Origin of the sequence: Pseudoalteromonas sp. OF7H-1, assembly GCF_022347825.1 — a bacterium.
Classification (GTDB): Bacteria; Pseudomonadota; Gammaproteobacteria; order Enterobacterales; family Alteromonadaceae; genus Pseudoalteromonas; species Pseudoalteromonas maricaloris.
Map to the genome: position 1 here is coordinate 1 of NZ_JAKRFX010000011.1, position 18,989 is coordinate 18,989.

Consider the following 18,989-nt stretch of genomic DNA (forward strand, 5'->3'; position numbering starts at 1 on the left):
TTTTGCCAAGTCGATAGCAATTAAATTAGACTGTGTCATGTATGGACTCCTTATTTGGTAAAAGTGTTTTGCAATATCTTTATACCGTACTCTCCCGTTAAGGGGGAGGAGTCCATACATCTCCCACTAGCTCCACACATGATATAAAAATGACCATAGTGCTTTGCCTGTTGGTAAAATTTGATAGGAGCTTCTTCAGGAACTGTGATTTCGCCAAAAGCCATTTGCCTAACTGTATAAGCAGCAATGAAGCACTGTTCTTCAACAGTTGGGTATCGCGATATATTAGCAAGTAGTGATTCAGCCGGATCTGCAACCGACCAAAGCTTATATTCTTGAGCAAACATTTTAAACAAGCTCAGCAGTTCAATTTGCATATTCTGATCTGGGCAGATACGACCTCGCATATCTGCAACTTCGAGCCAGTAGAGCATCTCGAGATCAGCATTTAGCGCTAAATTAAGATATTCACTGAAGCCTTTGTTTTTAACTACCAATAATTTGGGCATTTGATGAAAACCGACTAATGCTAAAATCGTTTGAATAGTCTGCATTGGCAACGGTAAGTCAACGAGTCTACTTGCTAGGTAACTCATCCCGATCGCCTCATGCCGCGGTGCAACAATCCGCCGTTGACCATCAATCTCCTTCGCTCTAGTCACGACAGGCTTGGCAATATCATGCAACAGCGCAGAGAGTATCAGCACCTGCCTTCGCTCCCCCTTTATATGAGAGGCAGAACTCTGCAGCAATGCATAAAGTGCTTCCAATACCATATTGGTATGAATGGCAACATTACCTTCCTCATGCCAAATAGTATCTTGTGGTGTTGCTTCAAGTTCGTGCAACAGGGGAAAGGTTTCCCCCAACATGGCTAAGCACTCTGTAAAATCAGGCTGATGTTGCTCTGCAAGCAAAGGCAACCAATCCGCTACTTTTTTCTTCGCTAACATACAGTGTTACTCCTCCATAAGTTTGTTTGGTGTAATAACGCTATGCATCCAATGCTTATCCGACACAATATGATCTGAGCGCACCCATTTGGCAACACAATTAGCAAACTCATCATAATGGAAGGCATCAGCCACTCTGACCACATAGCCTTCTTGTAAGTTTGTATCTACAACAATACTTTTGATGGTTTTTTCGCACCATGCCCCACGATAGAGCACCTTTGGATTATGCAGACCAAGCTCATTAAAAATAGCTTGGCTATCATCCCAACTTAAACACTCGTTACTCGCGTTCCACACAGAAAAAGCGAGGAAGTAGCTAGGCAACTTCTGATAATGAATGGCGTGCTTTGCATACAAGTTTTCACCACAGATACGCCATCCTTTTGGAATCTTTAGACCTATTTGAGCCTGTAGTGCTTTTACCCACGAGCGAGATGGATGAAAACGACTGTCGAGTGAACGTGCATGCATATAATCAGCATACAAAGTGGTATTTTCACCATCCATTTTTTCGGTCACGACTACTTGTTTGTTTTTAAAGTGTTCCGTATTGGCACACCTTACATCATCACTTGTGATCCCTTTTGACCACACCAAGTGCGGAGTTCGAGGATATTTAATTCTCATCTTAGTTGCTCCATTTTTAAAATTAAAAAGCCAAGTTGGTACTTGGCCGCAAAATCAGCAATTAATAGCGACAAAACGACTTATTGTGTTCTCAATTGCTTGTTCCCGATGGAATTACATTGCTCTATCCTCTTCCCTACAACCTTATTAACACCCAAAATGGGCTGGGTTAAACCACTAAAATACTCGCGACGCTGTCTTGTAGTAGCGTCACTAACTCGTCATCCATAAATTGATATTCGTCAGGAATATCCAACACTTGAACATTTTTATAGCGCAATAGATTGGCGTATAGTGCACGCAGCCGCGATTTATGTTTTTCTTCCATGACTAAAATAGTATCGGCCCACTCAATATCACTCGCATTTACGCTGCGACGTGCTCTTGGGCTTGTGCCTGCCGATCTCACGCTAATACCCGGATGATTTTTCCAGATACGCTCAGCGGTTGGACTGCGCCACTGGTTGCGACTACAGATGAATAACACATTAGTTGTCATGCGGAGTGCCTTTATTAAATGGCACCGTTGGGCTGAACTGGTTTCCTTTAAAAGTATTTTTAGGATTACCGCGTTGTAGCGCCTGATGCTGCTGCCACCTTGCTTTATCACGAGCCATTTCCTCAGTATCTGCCTGCGCGGCCAATTTCTGTAGCAATAACGCCTTTGCAACGCGCTTGTTGGCGTGCTGACTACGTTCACTCTCCACTCGCACACTCAATCCTGATGCAATATGCGTCGCTCGTACCGCTGAGTCTGTGGTATTAACATGCTGCCCACCAGCTCCTGACGCGCGACAAGTTTGATAGCGAATATCGGATGCCATTGCGACTTCATCTATCTCGGCCATGCTGCCGCTAAAGAACCAATTTTTCCGTTTATGTTTGGCACGAAATGGGCTCTGACACACCCACAACTGCGGGCCATGCCAATACTCGGCAAGCGCTTTTGCGTCCCTCGAAAGCTGTAGCAATACGGATTTCATGCAGCCTTTGTGTGCATGCATTTCTTGCGCTAACACGGTACATTCTGCGCCTATTGCTTTGGCTTGTTTATTGACTAAGTTGAGCGCCAATGCAACGGCTTTCCCGCACTCTGCTGGGCCTTGACCGGCTGAAAGTTGCAACAAGATCATGATGAACAGCTCCCGTTGGTTTTAAATGTCAGCACCGGACGCAATATTGCAACCACTTCTATCAATCCAGCGTCAACCAAATCACTAACAATGGTTTCACACTTTTTATAAGCTTGCGGCGCTTCATCGTACAGCAACTCCTTATTGCCACAGATCACACGACTCCCCAACGCTGTGCGATAAAGATCTTCGCGTTTATATTTGTGACTCAAGCGGCTTTGGCAGTCACCTCGCTTCCACTTTCGACCAGCACCATGAGCCAAAGAATATAAACTAGCCGTTAACGCAGGCGCATTGTTTACAGGCTGAACCAAATAGCTATAGTCACCTCGTGAGCCGGGGATCACGACAGCACCTTTGTCACTTGGGGTCGCACCTTTACGGTGCAGCCAACCAGCGCGGCCATCAATAACTTTTGGGCACACGAGGTTGTGATTAACATCTAGCGTACATTCACCATCGCTACGAATGGCTGCGAGAAATCTTTTTGCAATCAAAAAGCGGTTTAACTCAGCCCAGCGCACCGCTTCATCATGGCGTGCCAAATAGTGTGAACTTTCACTACCTTGAGCCGCTTCAGCCACCAAACCATCATGATTAAAACGCGCAACATGGTCGACTAAAATAGTTTGCCCAAGCCCACGCGAGCCTGAGTGAACCAGCAGCTGTAAATACTTTTTATCAAGGCCAAGCGCAGTAAACGCGGCTTCATTGTAAACACGTTCCACCGCTTGAAACTCGGCGAAGTGATTACCGCCGCCAATCGTACCCAGTGCACTTTCAAATAATCCAGCTGAAATATCACGATGTGTCATTTCAGCTTGAATCGTCTCTTGCCAACTGGCATCGAGCGGTTGCTCGATATCTTTTAGCCGTTTAGCAAACTTATCGACATTAACTTTGGCAACCTTTGTGGTGGTTTGCCACAGCGCCATGCCACAGCCAATATCGTTTCCGACTAACGCGGGATACAGCCGGTCTAGGCTAAAAAATGCCGCGCCGATTGGATAACCACGTCCCGGGTGCAAGTCAGGCATACCTGCAACACGATGCATACTGGCTAGTTCAGCGGTTTTTGTAAGTTGTTGGATCGCAGCGCCTTCAATCCAAGTGTCTTGAGATGCAAATAGACACACGCGATCAGAAATTTGTTGGACGGATCTGCCCATAGTTACCAATACCTTTCAATGAGGTTTAAAAATAATTGTGTATTGGCAGGTCTAGAATGGCTTAGTTATAGCAACCAAATGTTAGGTTACATAGGCAACATAAAATCGCTAAATACAGCTTTCACAAGCTAGGAAATATTTATTCGCGCTCGCGAATTACAGAGAAAGACCTGCAAAGGATAAAGTTGTTTGTGTCATGTTTTTTCTCCTCTACAGTGAATGAATGGTTAGAATCGCGGCAAGTGTAAACAGTTTGGGAACGTAATGCAACCTCTGGCAGACATTACACCCTTTCTGTGTATTGGGAATTTTCATAAAGGCGATATACTAAGTAACCTGAGCTGTGGATAATTAATGCCTTTCTAGCAGCCAGTTTTAGCGCTAACTGCGTTGAATTCACTTCCAATAGCCAGCTATTGGTGCGTAAATTCGCCTTGCCTACAGGATGTAGGTACCTTAGCGAGAGCAGGACGCGGAAGCGGTGTTTTCCCTAAAACTCTCTAGCTAGACAAGGAAAAAACTAAGTTGTGCTTTAGCAACAATGAGTTGGAACATTCCTTATCCAAACCTCAGGTTAAGTAATCTCAGGTTAAATAAAACAATAAAAGGAGAATGCCATGCCAGGATTACCAGCTGCACGGATTTCAGATATGCATGTCTGCTCTATGGTAACAGGCACCGTGCCACATGTAGGTGGGCCGATATCAGGCCCCTCGGTGCCTAACGTGCTAATAGGAAATATGCCTGCTTCTGTTGTTGGCGATATCGCTGTCTGTGTTGGCCCACCTGATACTATAGTAAAAGGCAGCACCAGTGTGCTTATCAGTGGCAGACCGGCGGCGAGAATGGGTGATACCACCAGCCATGGTGGCAATATCGTGCTGGGAATGCCAACCGTCCTGATTGGCTAACGGACGACAGCACAAACTGAGCTTCAAAAAGCGAATGCCTTTCAAGTGAAAGGCATGCTCAATTAGATTTTCAATGACAAGCCTTGATAGTCTTTCAACGGGAAGCCTTTCATTGAGCCATGTCGCTGCAGCCATTCAGTTAATATTTTCATCCATTGGAAACCAAGTTTAAAATTCCAAATTGGATTAAATAGCGGCACATAGTCCATTTGTACTAATTGTGCCCGCAGCGTTATCACATCCTGTTCGCTTTCCATGATCCAAATACGAGAATCTGGAAAATACACCACGGCTTCATAATCAAGTTCATCAACCATAGGTCGGCCGGCTTCATCACTGTGGTGAACCATCCACCCGCCACTGCCTTCATTCATACAGCCAGTGTTGACGCGTACCGCTATTTCTTCGATCAATAGAGAAAGGTTACCGGTGTGAGGACCTTCTTGGCGGCTATATTCATCAAACGTACGAATAAACTTATCACTGCCATCCACGTCTCGTTGCCAAAAGCCATCCTTTTTACCATTGGTGGCAGCTCGCACGACCGCTCTTTCTTCTTCACCGAAAAACTTCTCCTTCGGAAATACTCCCCACAAGTCATAATCACCAGTTTGTACACCTTTGTAGTTTGATGGCGCTTTGGCACCATAACCTAGCGGGTTTGTTAGTCCGCAAAGTTGTACATAGGTATGCCCAGATTGCAGCGTGATAGTATGTTTGCGGGGATCAGGACAGGCTGCAGCAAGGGTATTACTCGCATCATAGCAAACTGCCCAGTCGCTCTGTTCTGGTCCATAGGCACGAGACGCTGGCTGAATTTGGCTTACCTTAATCAATAAAAAAACATGTCGCTGCCCATCTTTAGCGGCTGCAGTCACTTTGATGATATGGTCATTCACGGTTTCTTGCGCGTAGCCTTTACTGGCTCGTAGCATTAGCCCTGCCATCGCCTGCCGACGAGCATCCGTAATATAAAGTGGAATAGACATTGCGCCATATTTATTAATTGCTTCGGCTACCTTCCCTTCTTGCCAACCTCTCGCCTTACCCCCTGTGCCCTTCTTTCCAAGGGCAGGATCAGCTAAGACAAAACCAGCCATTGGTCCCCAATCACATGACTTAGCCTTAACATGATAGCCTTTTGTGGCGTAGCCTTGTGTGATCAGCTGGGTTGCGTAAATACCAACCGCGCGAGAGGAAATAACACAGTTTGTCTCTTTTGCTACACGCGCAAATACCGCTGAGTGGGCTTCTGGGATCCCAGCCAACAGCTCCGCATTTTCTATTCCGCTTTTCAACGCTATATCCTTAGTAATGATCCATTACAGTTACAATACCAACTTGATTTGAGCACGAAGTGATAACGCCAAATGCGTTAGCAACCCCATATATAGCAATCAACTAGCGATTTAATCTTAATGTTCGCCATGATGTATTTGCCTCAAAAAACCATTTTACTCACTGCCGCAGACCCTATGCTTTGTACCCTGCCAACACGCTATATCGTCGGTTTATTTTTTCTAACGACATCGCTAGTGCCTGCAACGCATTTCTCTCGGATTGGCTCGAGGCATTCAGCTTAGTCATCGCAGGACGACGTGGACTCGTCCGGTGTGTCGAGTCCAGCTGTGACAACCACTTTTGCGTCGGATAAAGTACATCTCGCTGCAAAATTTCTATTCTACTTGCAATCAACGCCAAGCATTTTGGGATCTGTTCACACTTGCTAGGCCTTGTAAAAGCATGTTTGCGCTGGCAAAAGAATTGGTAATATTTACCAATTCCACTATCTATCGCTTTGGTTATTTCGTGACGACGACCAAACTTTACCCAAGTAAGTTTTTTCCACTGCGCAATATTAACGGGTGTACTTTCGATACTATTCAAGTCACTGGACAACGAGCCTTTACCTAGCAAAGTATGCGCTAACATCTTGTAGTCCAGCGTATGCAATTCCATCTCCAGTTTCTTTAATTGCGTTAAATAGTCCAACTTGTTTGTACTTTGTTGCTTCAGTACTTTTTTATTGAATAACTCAACTTGGTCCAACACGCTGACGCCCTGTTTTACAACCGTGTTAGCACTACTCAATGACTTGTTATTAAACAGCTCAACCTGATCAAGCACACTGACCCCACGCTTTACCTGTGTTTTACTTGGTGTCAATTGTAACGGGTTAAAACGCGTCACTTCATCGAGTAACCCCAAACCACGCTTTTCTAGCGTCGTCACCGAGTTCAACTTTTTGCTATTAAAAAGCTCAATATCATCAAGTAGTCCATGCCCTCGTTTTTCCACGGTCACCGTTGGCTTCAAGCTAGACTTATCGAACCCTCTAACCTCGTCCAATACAGATTTAGGTTTAGATAATTCGACTTTACTGAGTAGCGATTTATCAAAATTTTGTACTTGTTGCAGAAAAGGCGCAGGACCTACTTCGCTTGCCTTCGTTTTTAAATCTTTAAGTCGAATTTTGCGTGACTCTATGTACTCTTGCGCCCGCTCCTTGAGTGACTCAAATTCAGACAAATGCTCATTACAATAGTCGAGCCAAACAGCCATATCAGTGTTGTCTCTAACCGTTGCAAACAATGTGGAATCGGTTGCATTAACAATAAGATACGCAGCAACTAATGGGTCTTTAAGGAGGTTATCATCCAAATATGGATGATATTTGTTGATTTGTAATAAATGCCTATTAATTTTACGCGTGTAGTAATACTCTTTTGCCAATACTGCGATTTTTTGCACATAAAAAGCCGTGAGCGTCAGCACCTTCGTGACATTTCCGGGCAATGTGATCCCGGAAATAACAGAAAAACTATTATCTATTGCTTTGACCAATTGCTTACCCGCTTCGGCCATCGCCAGTAAAAACTGATTGTTAGCAAACGTCGTTAGTGCGGTTCTTAATTGATAAGTTTTATTCGCCAGCATCATCGTTTTACTATCTTTAAAACGCTGAGAACAAGCTTTGGCAGCCATTTTAACCGCTTCAGTGTAGTCTTTCACCGACTTCGCAGCAGATACAATGGCATTGATCCCAGGCACCAAAGCGATACAAATTTCGGCGACTAAACTGATCAACAGCTCACGAATGCTCACCCAACACTCTTTGACAAATAACATAAAGTCTTGCGCTATGCCTTTCAAAAAGTCGATCACAGTTTGCGCAATTTCTTTTACCCAGTGATAGCCCTGCTTAACTGCCGTTGCCATGACATTACCACTTTTAACTTGGCTGACGATTGAATTAGCAATTCTATGAATTTCAGAGGATTCTCGTCGTTGCTCTTCGTTGTAATTCGATTGCACCTGACGGTCTTTTTCTTGCTTTTCTCGCTTCGACTTTGTGATGTCTTCCTTTGCCTGCTTGACCATGTCTTTTAAGTCATCTTTATAAAGAAACTTTGCACGGCTGCCATACAAGATCCTGACACAGTCTCGTTTGGCCTCTTTGGCAAGCAACAATGAAAAATCATCAATACCTTGATCTTCTTCCTTCGGGAAAAGGAAGTTATGTAAACGCTCAACAGGGAAGTTATTATCAGCCGAGTTACGTAAACTAGAGCGCCAGCCATCCTGTTTTAAATATTTCTCTTCTTTACTTACCTGCCATAGAAAGTAGGCACTTTTTAGTTCTCTAAAGTTGGCTGGGGTCGCTGATTCTCGATAGGCTGCGACCTTACTATCAACTTTACGCAACAATTTCCCTCTGGGTGTCAGCCTAATACTCGTGTCATTACGCCATGTATTAAGGATATGAGTAGTCGCAAAGGGCATGTAGGCTCCAAGATTATTGATCAATCATAGATAATAATATTGCAGCATTGATAGCATGGCCAACCATATTTTCGGGTGGTAATACCACAGGTAACTCAGGCGCAACTATTGAACCTGTTCCTGACCAAAAGACAGAGTAAGCTAACCACCCAAACGCGTTGTCTAGCCCCACCCGCTCAGCGAGCTGTTGTGCACGAATACGCAGGGTTTCACTAGGTGATTGCAACCACCCCTCGACACAACTCAATACCTTGAGTTCATCATCTGATTTCCCTCCTGAGGCCTTCACGACCTGAAGCCCCCATCGGATAGCATTCATCACCGCTAAGCCATGCGCGACGAGTTGAATTGCATCTCGCTCAAGGTCAGCTTTTAGTAAAACCGATACCGCCTGCCGTGGGGTTAATGTTGGTTCCAGTAATTTGCTTGCTTCTTCAGAAGCCTGATATCGACTGATAATAGTCGCAATCGATGCTTGCTTGAGTTGCTCTAGCACTTGCTCGTTAATTCTCGTCATCAATATACTCAGTTAATTTTGACCAATGCGCCGCTGATCTCAGCCATTGCCGTACCACTCAGTTTGGCCATCGCCGTTGAGGTGACTTGTGCACCCGCCGTTCCCTCTAACTTAGCAATTGCGGTCGATTTTACGTTAACGCCAGCCGTCCCCTCTAAGTTTGCCTGTGCGGTTGCTTTGAGATCTAAGTTTGCTGTCGCACTAATTTTGGTAGATGCTTGGCTTGAGGTTGTCAGATTCATGGCTGATATTTTTGTATCTTGAGACGATTTAAGCTCAATGGCAGAACCTTCTATCTTGATACCAGAACTTGAAATAGTAATTTTATTACTGCCCACTTTCAGCTCAATCTCGGTGTCCCCTTCAAGCGCAATTTTATCTGCTTTTAAGCTGTAATTTTTAGTTACCGAGACGGTTTGTGATTCTTCAACTGTCGTTGTCTGGTTTTTCTTAACCGTTAAACTATCGTCCGCGTTGATTAAACTCGTGGCATTGTTGGCAACCGTAATGGAGAGATCTTTACCTGATGTAATAGAAAGCAGCTCTTCGCCTTTTTTATCATCAAAGCAAATTTCATGCGCGGTATCATCAGCCAAACCTGTTTTGATACTCGACTGCGTCGCGTCTTTTTGTGGATAAAGTGGTTTCGTGTTGCTGTTAAACACACTACCAATAACGATTGGCTGATCAATATCACCGTTTATAAAATCTACGATAACCTCATCGCCTATGCGCGGAATAAATTGCATCGCCGCTTTGCTGCCCGCGGTTTGCTGCATCACACGTAAATAACAACTAGTTGATTTTTCGTCTGTGGTATCCCAGTAGAAATGCACTTTGACTCGGCCATCCGTGTCTTGGTTGATTTCGCCTTTGCTATCTAATGAACCACTTTCGGTTACCACCACCGCTGACGTAATACCCCGTGCCAACGGTTTTTTGGGATAAGGTGGCGTTAGCGGAAGCGCCTCATCGCGACACTGAACCACACAGCGATAGCTCGCGCTTTGGCTTGATTGCTGCACATCAATATGATGATTAACCGCCAATACATTATAGCCACCTTCGAGTTGACTATTAACGTGAGTCGCCACGGTGAGCTTGTTACCCACCACCACCACGTTTGCATCCGTCTCCATCTCGATATCACCACCACATGCTTGCTCTGCGCTATTAAGTTGAGCCGCGAGCGTGCTGACATCACTAAAGTCGTTACTATCACTATTTAACGCTACATGCTCAAAGTTATTTGAGGTTATCGTCGTGACACTTGAATTAGAGAGCTGGCTTTTGGCGGATTCTACTTTCGTTTTTGTGTAGTTATAACCTGCCAATGACAGAGATTTTTTAACCAGCTTTTGCTGTGGTTCAAAGCGCTGTAGCAGCAAGTTTTTTGCCGTTTTAACCTGCGCATGATCGAATTTAGCTTGGCTATTGCTATCGAGTGGTGAACTTGCACTATGAACCTGCAGGGTGTGCTTGCCACTGTCTTGAGAGAAATAAAAGATAACCCCAGATTGCGACATTAAGCGCGTCACAAATTCCAAGTCGGTTTCATCATATTGAGTACAGTATTCCAATTTAGCGGTTGGCATAGTGCCAAACTGGTACATCCCTTTAAATCCTGCCGTATCAAAGATATCTGACAAAATGTCTTTTGCAGACTGAGCTTGATAGATCCGATAGGTACGATTAAAACTGAGCAACCATAGCCAAGATTTCAACGTTAGCTTGAAGCGACGAAGTGTATCAGCACGACTATCAAGCTCATTAATTTCAACTACATAAGCCTGATATTCCAGTAAGTTATTGGGTCGTCCAGCAACATCCTGATACCAGTTTAAGGTCATTGTGTCCCCTAACGTATCTGAAATATCATCGCCGTCAGTGACTAACTCAATTTCTGCAGAGACGCCTTTATCTACTGCATCATTAATATCGCAATAGTTCAGGCGATAAGCTTTGCCGCTACTTGTCTTAGCAACTAAGTAGCTAACTTCACCTGCAATATAAGTTTCCATGTTCACACCTTAATCGACGGGTAATATCACTGCAAAACAGCATCGGGTACGAGTAACCGAGAGAAAAACTCGGGGTTTAGCAAACTCGTTTCATCGCCAGCACCTTTCATGCTCAACACGACAGCGGCACCTTGTTTATTGCTCACCTCAACCGTATCTCGCCCATTTTGTTGTTGGTAACTCTCAACCAGACGCATGGGTGACCAGACGCCCTCCAGTGTTTCCGTCATTTTTTGGTTGCTCAGATCGGTTAACACCAATTCTAGTGATTGCTCAGTAAAATCTGTTGGCCAGATAAACTGGGTTTCAACCAAAGGACCATGGGTATAGGTTAGTTTTCGCTCACCAACGCACATCGCAAATTCGCTCAAGGCTGCAGACATCGACTTTGGTGCAACTACAATGTTCAGCTTAAGATTGCCATCTTGGCCGTAAAGCTCTCGCTGAAGCTTGCCGTAGGTGGATAAAAACGTTGTGACTGCAGGTGATAGTGAAAGCGCAGCCTGACGACCAAATACCGGAAATTGTAACGTGCCATCAACCGAAACAAACTGCCCTAAGATCTGCTCCTCAAAATTACTGATCGAACTATTGGGCGCGAAAAATGCGGCCAGTGCGCTGAGCTTAAGATCTTCCCCAGATTTATTAAATGGGTAGTAAATAGCAACATTTTTACGGTAAGGCGCTACGACGTCTTGCTGCCACTTTTCTTGTAAGTACTCTGATGCTTTTCGCTTTACATGCGTTGCAGTTTCACGCAAAACCAAATCCACCAGCTCCGCCATTAAAGGCTCGTCGTAACGGGTTAACCACAGTCCTGAAAAGGCCTTGAAGTTATTAGGGTCTTGTAGCTGCTGAAAATAGCTTAGCCCAGGGATCACAGTGCTGTCCGCCTGTGTTTTCCAATCCTTCAGCGCTTTTAACTGTGCCACAAACGCTTGATACTGCTTTGATAACGTTTCAGCGCTTTGCACTAGGATTGGACTATCAGAGAATGCTTGACGGATTTTACCCGCAATTTCGTTAAACTCTTTTGCCCGCTCGATTTCCAATAACTGTTGCTTATTTAAGTTCTGATTGGCTTTATCAATTAGTTGCTGCGCTTTTTGTGCTTTGGCTGCGACCTTCTTCGGGGCATTTTCAGTAATTGCATCGGCTTTTTCAAAGCTCGGCACTTCCACTTGCGGCAGATAGATATAGGCTCGAAGTGTGGTATATAGCTGCAACAAAGGAGATTGCTCGCTTTCGGTTAACTCGGAAAGCAACACCTCTAGCGACAGCTCTGGAGCAAGGTGGATACCTGAGTAGTACTGTCTCCAAAAGCTAATATAATCATTAATATAGCTAAACTTTATATAGTTCCCAATGCGAGTTAGTTCACGCTTGGATGGCGGAGTTTGAAATAACCCATGGTTGTCTTGCACTAGCGTCTGCATAAACGCAGACTCCGGCAAAAACGATAGCTGTTGCAGTGCTTTAGGTGTAAACAACTCGGGAACCAAAAACTGTGTTTTAGCTCGAGTGATCCCAAATAAACTCACATGATCGCTATGTTTGGCGAGTAGTGTTGGTCTGATATCAATCAGCTTTGCAAATTCAGGAAGCTGCTTAACGTACTCATACATCAGTTGGTTGGTATCTTGCAGCGCTAATTGGCTATCGACTAAGGCCAATAGCTCTTCATTGATATCGATTTTGTTATAGCCGAGGAAATACAGGTCATCAACGAGACTTAATACCATTTGAACTTGAGATTCATCAAGCAAAGCACTCTGTGCGAGAGATTCTGCCAAATGTTTTTTAACCAATCCTTTGTTTTCACCTAGTGCAAACGATTGATAAATATCCTTTACATTGATGACATTGAGATAGTCTTCAAGCTCCAAATAAACAAACAACTCTTGTTCAAGGTATTTGCTGATGGTTGGCTCTAACGTGGTAGCTAGTTGCTGTTGATATAGCGAACGATAATGCTCTTCACGATCAATCGAGGCAAGAATTGGTAACGCATACCAAGGCTGGTTTTCTTTCCCCTCAGTAAATTTACTATAACCAGACTGCAGCAATGCCAATGGTTCAACCAAGGAGCTTAACTCATCAAAGCTAATCACATCTTTGTTTAAGATATACTTATAATCTTGATGTAACTTGCTAAACTCTTGATGTAACGACTGGTTATAGATATAGGCCTGCCAGCCTACCCAAGCCGCTCCAGCGAGTAGACCTGCACCTGTGCAAAGCATTAAAAACTGCCTAACGCTGTGGCGCCAAATCTTCCATCTATTTACAGGCGCTAAATGTGCCAACGGCAAAACCTGATTTGTGAATGTCTTGGTGATCTCTGCTTTAGGTTTTAACGTGGTTTCGGCAACAACCGGTAGGAGAGATTGATTCACTTCAATTAACGTATGTGCCGTTGCAAGGTTTACCCGCTGCTCTGCATTTTCAGATTCAACTAAGTGGAAGCTCTCAATTTTATACGGCAGTACCTGACCATTAAAGTCGGCCAGCTCATCGATAAAGTGTGCAACGGCAAGCTTTAAATATTGCAACTGCATCGGCCCCAGCAGCTGTTTACGCTTGAACTCATCGTCAAGCTGCAACGAGACTTGTTGTAGATTATTGGCAAATAGCTTCTTAAACAGTAAGTCGTATGCTTCATTGAGCGCATGAGAGGATTGTAATCCCTGCTCAGAGAAGTAAATGGACAGATCAGCAAGCTCGACCCGCTCATTCAAGCTTTCAGCTATCCCATCTAACTTGTTAATTCCACATAGAAATAAGTGTGCGGGAACGGGATAGCCACTACGCAGATAAATAGATTCGAGCCGCGCTTTAAAGTCAGCAATAAACTCTTGTTTAGCCTTTTGCGAACGCTGGATCACACTAAATGCATCGCTTAATAACAGCACTCCGTTCAACGGTTGTTTTGCACGAATAAAGCTCAGCCAAGCTAAGAAGTGTTGTTGATCTTCAACCTTTGCTTTTACATGCCAAATCAACGCCCCTTGAACGTGATAAACCGCTATATTTGGTGGCATACCATTGAGTTTAACGCGATTAAATTGCGCGAACGAGTCACTGGTATTGCCCTCTGAAATCACCAAATACCATGCGGTTTTATAAACATTGCTGCTCAGTTTCAGTTTCTTTGCGATGCGCTTGTATAGGGTCGAGTACTGCTTAAAGAAGTTTCTTCTTTGGTACTTGCCGATGACAAAACGATTGATACTAGGCACATACACCACCAGCACACCAACCAGCGCCAGCAGTCCGCTCAGCCAATACCAATGTGTTGCTAACGCTAGCGAAAAAGTAAGTACCAAAAGTAGTACAGCCAATAACACGAAGGATGCACCGATCCATAGGCGAACTAACGGAGTCTTCACTGATACTCCTTGATATAAGGTGAAATGTTACAGCTTTGCACAAAAAACTGACTAACCGCTTTGGCCTGCGTAAAACCTGTTGCAATAAAACCTACAAACTGGCTATCGCCCACTTCCTCAATAACGAGTGGATAACGGCTATTATCACATTTTTGTTTAAGACTTTGTGCGCGTGCCATATTGTTAAAAGCACCAATTTGCACCAAGTACAATGTCATAGGCTCTTCTGTGATAACCGGTGCAACTGCGGGCGCTTTAGATTGCTCAATTGTCTGTGGTTGCGCAGTTGGTTTTGCTGTTTCTAATGCATGCATTTGCTCACTTTCGTAAAATCTTGCATTTTCAATAAACATTTTCTTTGGTTGCAACTGCTGGATATGCTGAAAAGTGTCTCCCGCCATTTCTTTGTACTCTTGGTTTTGGCGCTCATAAATCTCACCGAAATACTGGTTATAGATAAATAAACCCACCACTAGAAGCACCGCAAACGCTAACCAAAAGCTCAATGGTGAAATACCGGTAAATAGCCCTAGGTTACGAGATGACTTTCTGGGAGCCGTTGTTGTATTCGTATCAAGCTTCAACTTGAATGCCCCAAGCTCAGTTAATGCAAAACTGATCTCGGCGGTTAACTTTTTCAGCTCAGTCACATGACCTGTGTGATATTTCCCTTTAAAGCCAAGCTGTAGAATGAGATAGCAAATCTTTAATAACGCTAAGTGCTTCTTAGGAAACTCCATCAACTGAAATACTAAGCTAAAAAAGGTGTCCCCACTGTTGCGAATACCAAATAATTGACTCACTAGGGTCTTGTTTTGCCACTGTGTCGTATCCAACTGACAACCATAGCTTACCCTTTCGTCAAAAAATGCCGCCCAAATAAAGCACAACTTATCCAGTAGCGCTGGTGATACTGCTCGCTCCCGACCCCTTTGTTTAATGCTCTTGAGCTCGGTAATGAGGTTAGCTCTGAAATTTTCCAGCGCGGCGATATCTTCCAATGAAGAAACAGACTCAACCATCGCAAGAAGCGGCAGGCTTAATTGCAATAACGCCTCTTCCTGCCAACTAAATTCCGTTAGCAAGTCCTTTAGCGCTGCATTTTTCTCATCAACAAGTGAGAATTGGTTAACCGTATAACTGGCTGCACTCATAGTTAGCTAATCAAAAATAATTTAACGTCATCGACATGAATTCGGGCATCAATGTGCAACGCCAGCATTTCTTTGTTATCCACCATTTTCACCCACAGTGGATCTTCTAAATCAATTTGAAAATATTCCGTCGACCCTTGCTCTTTTAGCTCTGGTGGAGCGTAAGGTAATGCACTCACTCGCACACCTGGTGTGGCGTTTTTAATACAATTGATGATGCTCTTGTTACCGGCGAGCTTAAACCCTGTTGTAAACAGTTCTTTGGCGAGGCTTTGCGGACTAGTCACCGCAATAACCATACGTTTAGTCTGGCTGATATCGTGTTGCTTCACCTTTACCAATAACATTCTTCTGCTATCGAAAAGCGACTTATCCCAAGTGTATTCAATAACATTTTGCTGCTGGGTGATCGACAGCTTGTCTTTGATCCGGGCCAATACACCATGAAACTTTTCATATAAACTTTCGAACGTAAGCGGTGTCCACGGGGAGCGCACCTCAAAATCGATACTCAATAGCGCCGCCTCAAACTGTTTTAGCTCAAAATAGAAACGGCCTAATTTATAATGTTGTGTTCGTTGGGTTGCCTCAAGCCAAGGTAGCCAATGATAGATCACGGTAAGCAACTGCTGCTCTTTGTACCATGCGCTGTTGCTTTGTGTATCAACAACGGATTGTAATCGTGTGAGCAGCTGATTCACTTTGGCATTTGCCAGAGTGTCGAGTTCTCGCACGCGCTCTAACAAAATATCTGCAGCCCCAATGCTGAGGCAGTCTGGGATAAAGGCGCGGTCGATGATCACAGCCCCATTACCATCCACCTCCAGCACTTTACCAACCGCTAATTTGACAAAACCATCTAAGTTTTCTTGCTCAAGCTTAAGCGCAACGTTTAACCGTGCGGTTTCAATTTCAAGTTCAGCAGCTTGGTTATTGGTAAAGTCAAAAACGCGATTAAACTGGGTTTTATAGCGAGAGCTAGAAGCCCCGTTATCAAAGCTGTTGTTTCCAGCAAGATTGGCTGGCACAACCAGATAGACCATTTGATCTATCGTGCCTTCAGGAATGTGCAGCGCGACCTCTTGATCTAACTTGAAGTACTGACCATCGGGTAGAATGCCTTCACACGCTACCACAGAAAACTGACCCAGTTTTAGTAACCCTTCATTGATACTCAGCTGAGCAAGACCGCAATGCGGTGCAAATTCACTGGTTGTCAGTGCACTATATTGCTGTGTGACGTTTTCAAGGTGTGATTCCATCTGCTGAAAATGCTGAGGATATAAAAAGGTACCTTCTCGCCAAACAATTTTATTACTCAAAACTATGCTCCCCAACCAAACAAACTATCCATCCAGCTCTGCTGTGGCATTACCGAGAACTTTATCGTCGTTCCTTGGAGCCCAAGCCAAATTACTGTACTTTCAGAAACGTCCTCAGGCACTTCCACGACGGCCTTTGTCGTCCCTTTCTGATAGTCACTAAATTCTACCAATACCGCCAAATATCTTACTCCAGGAAGCAATTTAATTGTCTTTTGCTCTTTTGTATTCGGCATCACTGGGTATAACCGCTGCTTCTCTATCAATTGCTCAGCCAATATTTGCGTATCCGATTGAAACAGCTCGATGAATTCACTTTGTGAAAATCGGTCTGACTTGGTGAGCTGATATAAACGGATAGCAACCGGATTGGCACCTTCATTGGCCCAATTGAGCTTTTCGTTGGTCTCCAGCTGCAACTGTATCGGCAACGAGAAACGCTGGAGCGGATCGGCACTCGAGCAGCCAACCGCTAAGCATATCAATAATGAGACTAAGATTACTTTTGCATACATTCGATTAATAGCGCTTTAAACTGACGCTTAAAGTGTCCTTCGTTCATTTTTCTTGTGTAGTAATTTTTATACGCCGCCCAGTGCTTACCACTCCACCTTGATGGTGAGCCAACCATGTCTTCAATCAACTGAGGATCGAATTCTTTTAGAAATTCATCCATCACCTGATCCAACATCAACAACATCTGCTTTTGTTGCTGCCAAGGGCTACGCGACGCCTCTAATAACTTATCCAGTTTCTGCTCAATAGCAGCCTGATTTAATGTACTTTGCGTATCATGAGCGCCGATATCTGTTGCTTTATACTCTATAAATTCTTCTTGCTCAGGACTCGTTTTTTGCGTGTTTATTTGGTCAAGTTCAGTCTCTAAATCGGCAAAAATATTACTCGCATCAAATTCAACTTCATCAATCACATCAAAAAAAGTCTCTTCTTGCTTTTCAGCGGCCAAAACAGGTTCACCGATTTCCGACTGCATGGAAAGCAATAGGGTGTAGCCAAAAAGTACAATGATGTCACCATCAGAAAGCACGGAGGATGAGTGGGTGATCTGTGGCCGACCATTTAAACTTACCCCCTCAACTTCTGTATATAACCGTAGTTGATTGGCATCTTTATCCTGTTCGATGCGAGCATATACGTCATGTTGCTGCGTTTCTTGCTCGGCATGCGGCAAAATCAAATCACATTCAATTGACGCTCCGAGCACCACGCCGGATTGAGAAACCGTCGCCATTCTCGATAATAATCGAACATCTTCAGGGCACTCAGTGACTTGCAACATTGCAGCATTCATCTATAACTTCCTATCATCGGCAACAATACAATTCGAGGCAGCAGTATTAAACGCCTCTAGAAAGGTTGGACGCTTCTTTAAAAAGGCTTTTGAAAACAATATACCTAACTCTATGGTGCCATATTCACGTCGAGAAAAGTTGGTGTTCTGTAGCTTGAACTTAGCCAACTCATGCTCAAATTCATGTTCATCTATTAAAATGGCATCGACTTCATGGCCTAATAACAACTTTAATAGTGCATTACCACTGCGCGGCTTCATTTGCACGTTATAACCTTTGCGCTTGATATCAAACCACTCGTCAGAGCCGAATTCAGCGGCGACTTTATATTTCTTATACAACGGATTGTTATCATTGATATCCATTTCAGCACCAGAGAAATACCAGTACAAGTGTTTTCTCGCCATCGGAATAGAAAGCGTTCCGTAACGCATTCGAGCATCACTTTGGGCAACCGCAAAGATGGCATCGAGTTTACCAGTACGCAACTTGAGCTCGGCTTCAACCCAGCTATCAAACTCTGCGCGATATGGAGCTTCCATTCGACTAAAAGCACACTGAACTTGCCTGATCACGTTACCCTTCACGAGTTCATTTTCAACATAGTGATAGGGGTAAGCATCATGCGTCGCCAGCTGTACGACTTCTTTGCCTGTCACATGCATGGTAAACAATGTAAGGCCTAACATAAGGC

General features: G+C 44.1%; 16 protein-coding genes. 1 reads left to right on the top strand and 15 read right to left on the bottom strand.

Annotated elements, in window-relative coordinates:
• Positions 1 to 50 precede the first annotated feature (50 nt).
• From MHN30_RS14390 to MHN30_RS14410, 5 genes are all read right to left on the bottom strand, one after another.
• Positions 51 to 953, bottom strand: coding sequence for an HD domain-containing protein (locus MHN30_RS14390; RefSeq protein ID WP_239360106.1), 903 nt, complete (start codon positions 951 to 953; stop codon positions 51 to 53).
• A gap of 6 nt (positions 954 to 959) precedes the next feature.
• Positions 960 to 1,583 carry an RNA ligase family protein gene (locus MHN30_RS14395; protein WP_069021149.1) on the bottom strand — a complete coding sequence of 208 codons (624 nt, stop codon included), beginning with the start codon at positions 1,581 to 1,583 and terminating at the stop codon, positions 960 to 962.
• Between the two features lie 169 nt (positions 1,584 to 1,752).
• The gene (locus MHN30_RS14400) at positions 1,753 to 2,082 is read right to left on the bottom strand and encodes a phosphotyrosine protein phosphatase (protein ID WP_130165174.1); all 330 of its coding nucleotides are present in this window, start codon (positions 2,080 to 2,082) and stop codon (positions 1,753 to 1,755) included.
• On the bottom strand, positions 2,072 to 2,716 hold the full coding sequence (prfH, locus tag MHN30_RS14405; protein WP_130165175.1) for a peptide chain release factor H: 645 nt from the start codon (positions 2,714 to 2,716) through the stop codon (positions 2,072 to 2,074). The genes MHN30_RS14400 and prfH overlap by 11 nt, the downstream gene beginning before the upstream one ends.
• Positions 2,713 to 3,885 carry an RNA ligase RtcB family protein gene (locus MHN30_RS14410; protein WP_130165176.1) on the bottom strand — a complete coding sequence of 391 codons (1,173 nt, stop codon included), beginning with the start codon at positions 3,883 to 3,885 and terminating at the stop codon, positions 2,713 to 2,715. Before MHN30_RS14410 ends, prfH begins: the two co-directional genes overlap by 4 nt.
• Before the next feature lie 617 nt (positions 3,886 to 4,502).
• On the opposite strand from MHN30_RS14410, the gene MHN30_RS14415 reads away from it, so the two are divergent.
• The gene (locus tag MHN30_RS14415) at positions 4,503 to 4,796 is read left to right on the top strand and encodes a PAAR domain-containing protein (RefSeq protein ID WP_045989257.1); all 294 of its coding nucleotides are present in this window, start codon (positions 4,503 to 4,505) and stop codon (positions 4,794 to 4,796) included.
• 62 nt (positions 4,797 to 4,858) lie between these two features.
• Here the strand turns inward: MHN30_RS14415 and MHN30_RS14420 are convergent, their stop codons facing one another.
• The 10 genes from MHN30_RS14420 to MHN30_RS14465 all read right to left on the bottom strand — a co-directional run bounded on the left by MHN30_RS14420 (position 4,859) and on the right by MHN30_RS14465 (position 18,984).
• Positions 4,859 to 6,094, bottom strand: a complete 1,236-nt coding sequence (locus MHN30_RS14420) for a CyaA/EF/ExoY family adenylyl cyclase toxin (RefSeq protein ID WP_239360107.1) — start codon at positions 6,092 to 6,094, stop codon at positions 4,859 to 4,861.
• A gap of 175 nt (positions 6,095 to 6,269) precedes the next feature.
• On the bottom strand, positions 6,270 to 8,501 hold the full coding sequence (locus tag MHN30_RS14425) for a hypothetical protein (protein WP_239360108.1): 2,232 nt from the start codon (positions 8,499 to 8,501) through the stop codon (positions 6,270 to 6,272).
• A 91-nt stretch (positions 8,502 to 8,592) separates the two neighbouring features.
• On the bottom strand, positions 8,593 to 9,096 hold the full coding sequence (locus MHN30_RS14430; RefSeq protein WP_130165180.1) for a hypothetical protein: 504 nt from the start codon (positions 9,094 to 9,096) through the stop codon (positions 8,593 to 8,595).
• Between the two features lie 8 nt (positions 9,097 to 9,104).
• Positions 9,105 to 11,117 carry a type VI secretion system tip protein TssI/VgrG gene (gene tssI / locus MHN30_RS14435; protein ID WP_239360109.1) on the bottom strand — a complete coding sequence of 671 codons (2,013 nt, stop codon included), beginning with the start codon at positions 11,115 to 11,117 and terminating at the stop codon, positions 9,105 to 9,107.
• A 26-nt stretch (positions 11,118 to 11,143) separates the two neighbouring features.
• Positions 11,144 to 14,506 (bottom strand): type VI secretion protein IcmF/TssM N-terminal domain-containing protein, encoded by a 3,363-nt coding sequence (locus MHN30_RS14440; RefSeq protein ID WP_239360110.1) that lies wholly within the window; start codon positions 14,504 to 14,506, stop codon positions 11,144 to 11,146.
• A complete protein-coding gene (locus MHN30_RS14445) occupies positions 14,503 to 15,660 on the bottom strand; it encodes a DotU family type IV/VI secretion system protein (RefSeq protein WP_045989252.1) in 1,158 nt (385 codons plus the stop codon). The genes MHN30_RS14440 and MHN30_RS14445 overlap by 4 nt, the downstream gene beginning before the upstream one ends.
• Positions 15,661 to 15,662: 2 nt before the next feature.
• The gene (gene tssK / locus MHN30_RS14450) at positions 15,663 to 16,982 is read right to left on the bottom strand and encodes a type VI secretion system baseplate subunit TssK (protein ID WP_128727255.1); all 1,320 of its coding nucleotides are present in this window, start codon (positions 16,980 to 16,982) and stop codon (positions 15,663 to 15,665) included.
• 2 nt (positions 16,983 to 16,984) lie between these two features.
• Positions 16,985 to 17,497, bottom strand: coding sequence for a type VI secretion system lipoprotein TssJ (tssJ, locus tag MHN30_RS14455; RefSeq protein ID WP_045989250.1), 513 nt, complete (start codon positions 17,495 to 17,497; stop codon positions 16,985 to 16,987).
• Positions 17,482 to 18,294, bottom strand: a complete 813-nt coding sequence (locus MHN30_RS14460) for a hypothetical protein (protein WP_239360111.1) — start codon at positions 18,292 to 18,294, stop codon at positions 17,482 to 17,484. Before MHN30_RS14460 ends, tssJ begins: the two co-directional genes overlap by 16 nt.
• Positions 18,295 to 18,984 carry a transporter substrate-binding domain-containing protein gene (locus MHN30_RS14465; RefSeq protein ID WP_239360112.1) on the bottom strand — a complete coding sequence of 230 codons (690 nt, stop codon included), beginning with the start codon at positions 18,982 to 18,984 and terminating at the stop codon, positions 18,295 to 18,297.
• Positions 18,985 to 18,989: the final 5 nt, after the last annotated feature.

Coding starts and splice junctions, on each gene's coding strand:
- MHN30_RS14390 (WP_239360106.1), bottom strand. CDS start 953: ATGTTAGCGAAGAAAAAAGTAGCGGATTGGTTGCCTTTGCTTGCAGAG.
- MHN30_RS14395 (WP_069021149.1), bottom strand. CDS start 1,583: ATGAGAATTAAATATCCTCGAACTCCGCACTTGGTGTGGTCAAAAGGG.
- MHN30_RS14400 (WP_130165174.1), bottom strand. CDS start 2,082: ATGACAACTAATGTGTTATTCATCTGTAGTCGCAACCAGTGGCGCAGT.
- prfH (WP_130165175.1), bottom strand. CDS start 2,716: ATGATCTTGTTGCAACTTTCAGCCGGTCAAGGCCCAGCAGAGTGCGGG.
- MHN30_RS14410 (WP_130165176.1), bottom strand. CDS start 3,885: ATGGGCAGATCCGTCCAACAAATTTCTGATCGCGTGTGTCTATTTGCA.
- MHN30_RS14415 (WP_045989257.1), top strand. CDS start 4,503: ATGCCAGGATTACCAGCTGCACGGATTTCAGATATGCATGTCTGCTCT.
- MHN30_RS14430 (WP_130165180.1), bottom strand. CDS start 9,096: ATGACGAGAATTAACGAGCAAGTGCTAGAGCAACTCAAGCAAGCATCG.
- tssI (WP_239360109.1), bottom strand. CDS start 11,117: ATGGAAACTTATATTGCAGGTGAAGTTAGCTACTTAGTTGCTAAGACA.
- MHN30_RS14445 (WP_045989252.1), bottom strand. CDS start 15,660: ATGAGTGCAGCCAGTTATACGGTTAACCAATTCTCACTTGTTGATGAG.
- tssJ (WP_045989250.1), bottom strand. CDS start 17,497: ATGTATGCAAAAGTAATCTTAGTCTCATTATTGATATGCTTAGCGGTT.
- MHN30_RS14460 (WP_239360111.1), bottom strand. CDS start 18,294: ATGAATGCTGCAATGTTGCAAGTCACTGAGTGCCCTGAAGATGTTCGA.
- MHN30_RS14465 (WP_239360112.1), bottom strand. CDS start 18,984: ATGTTAGGCCTTACATTGTTTACCATGCATGTGACAGGCAAAGAAGTC.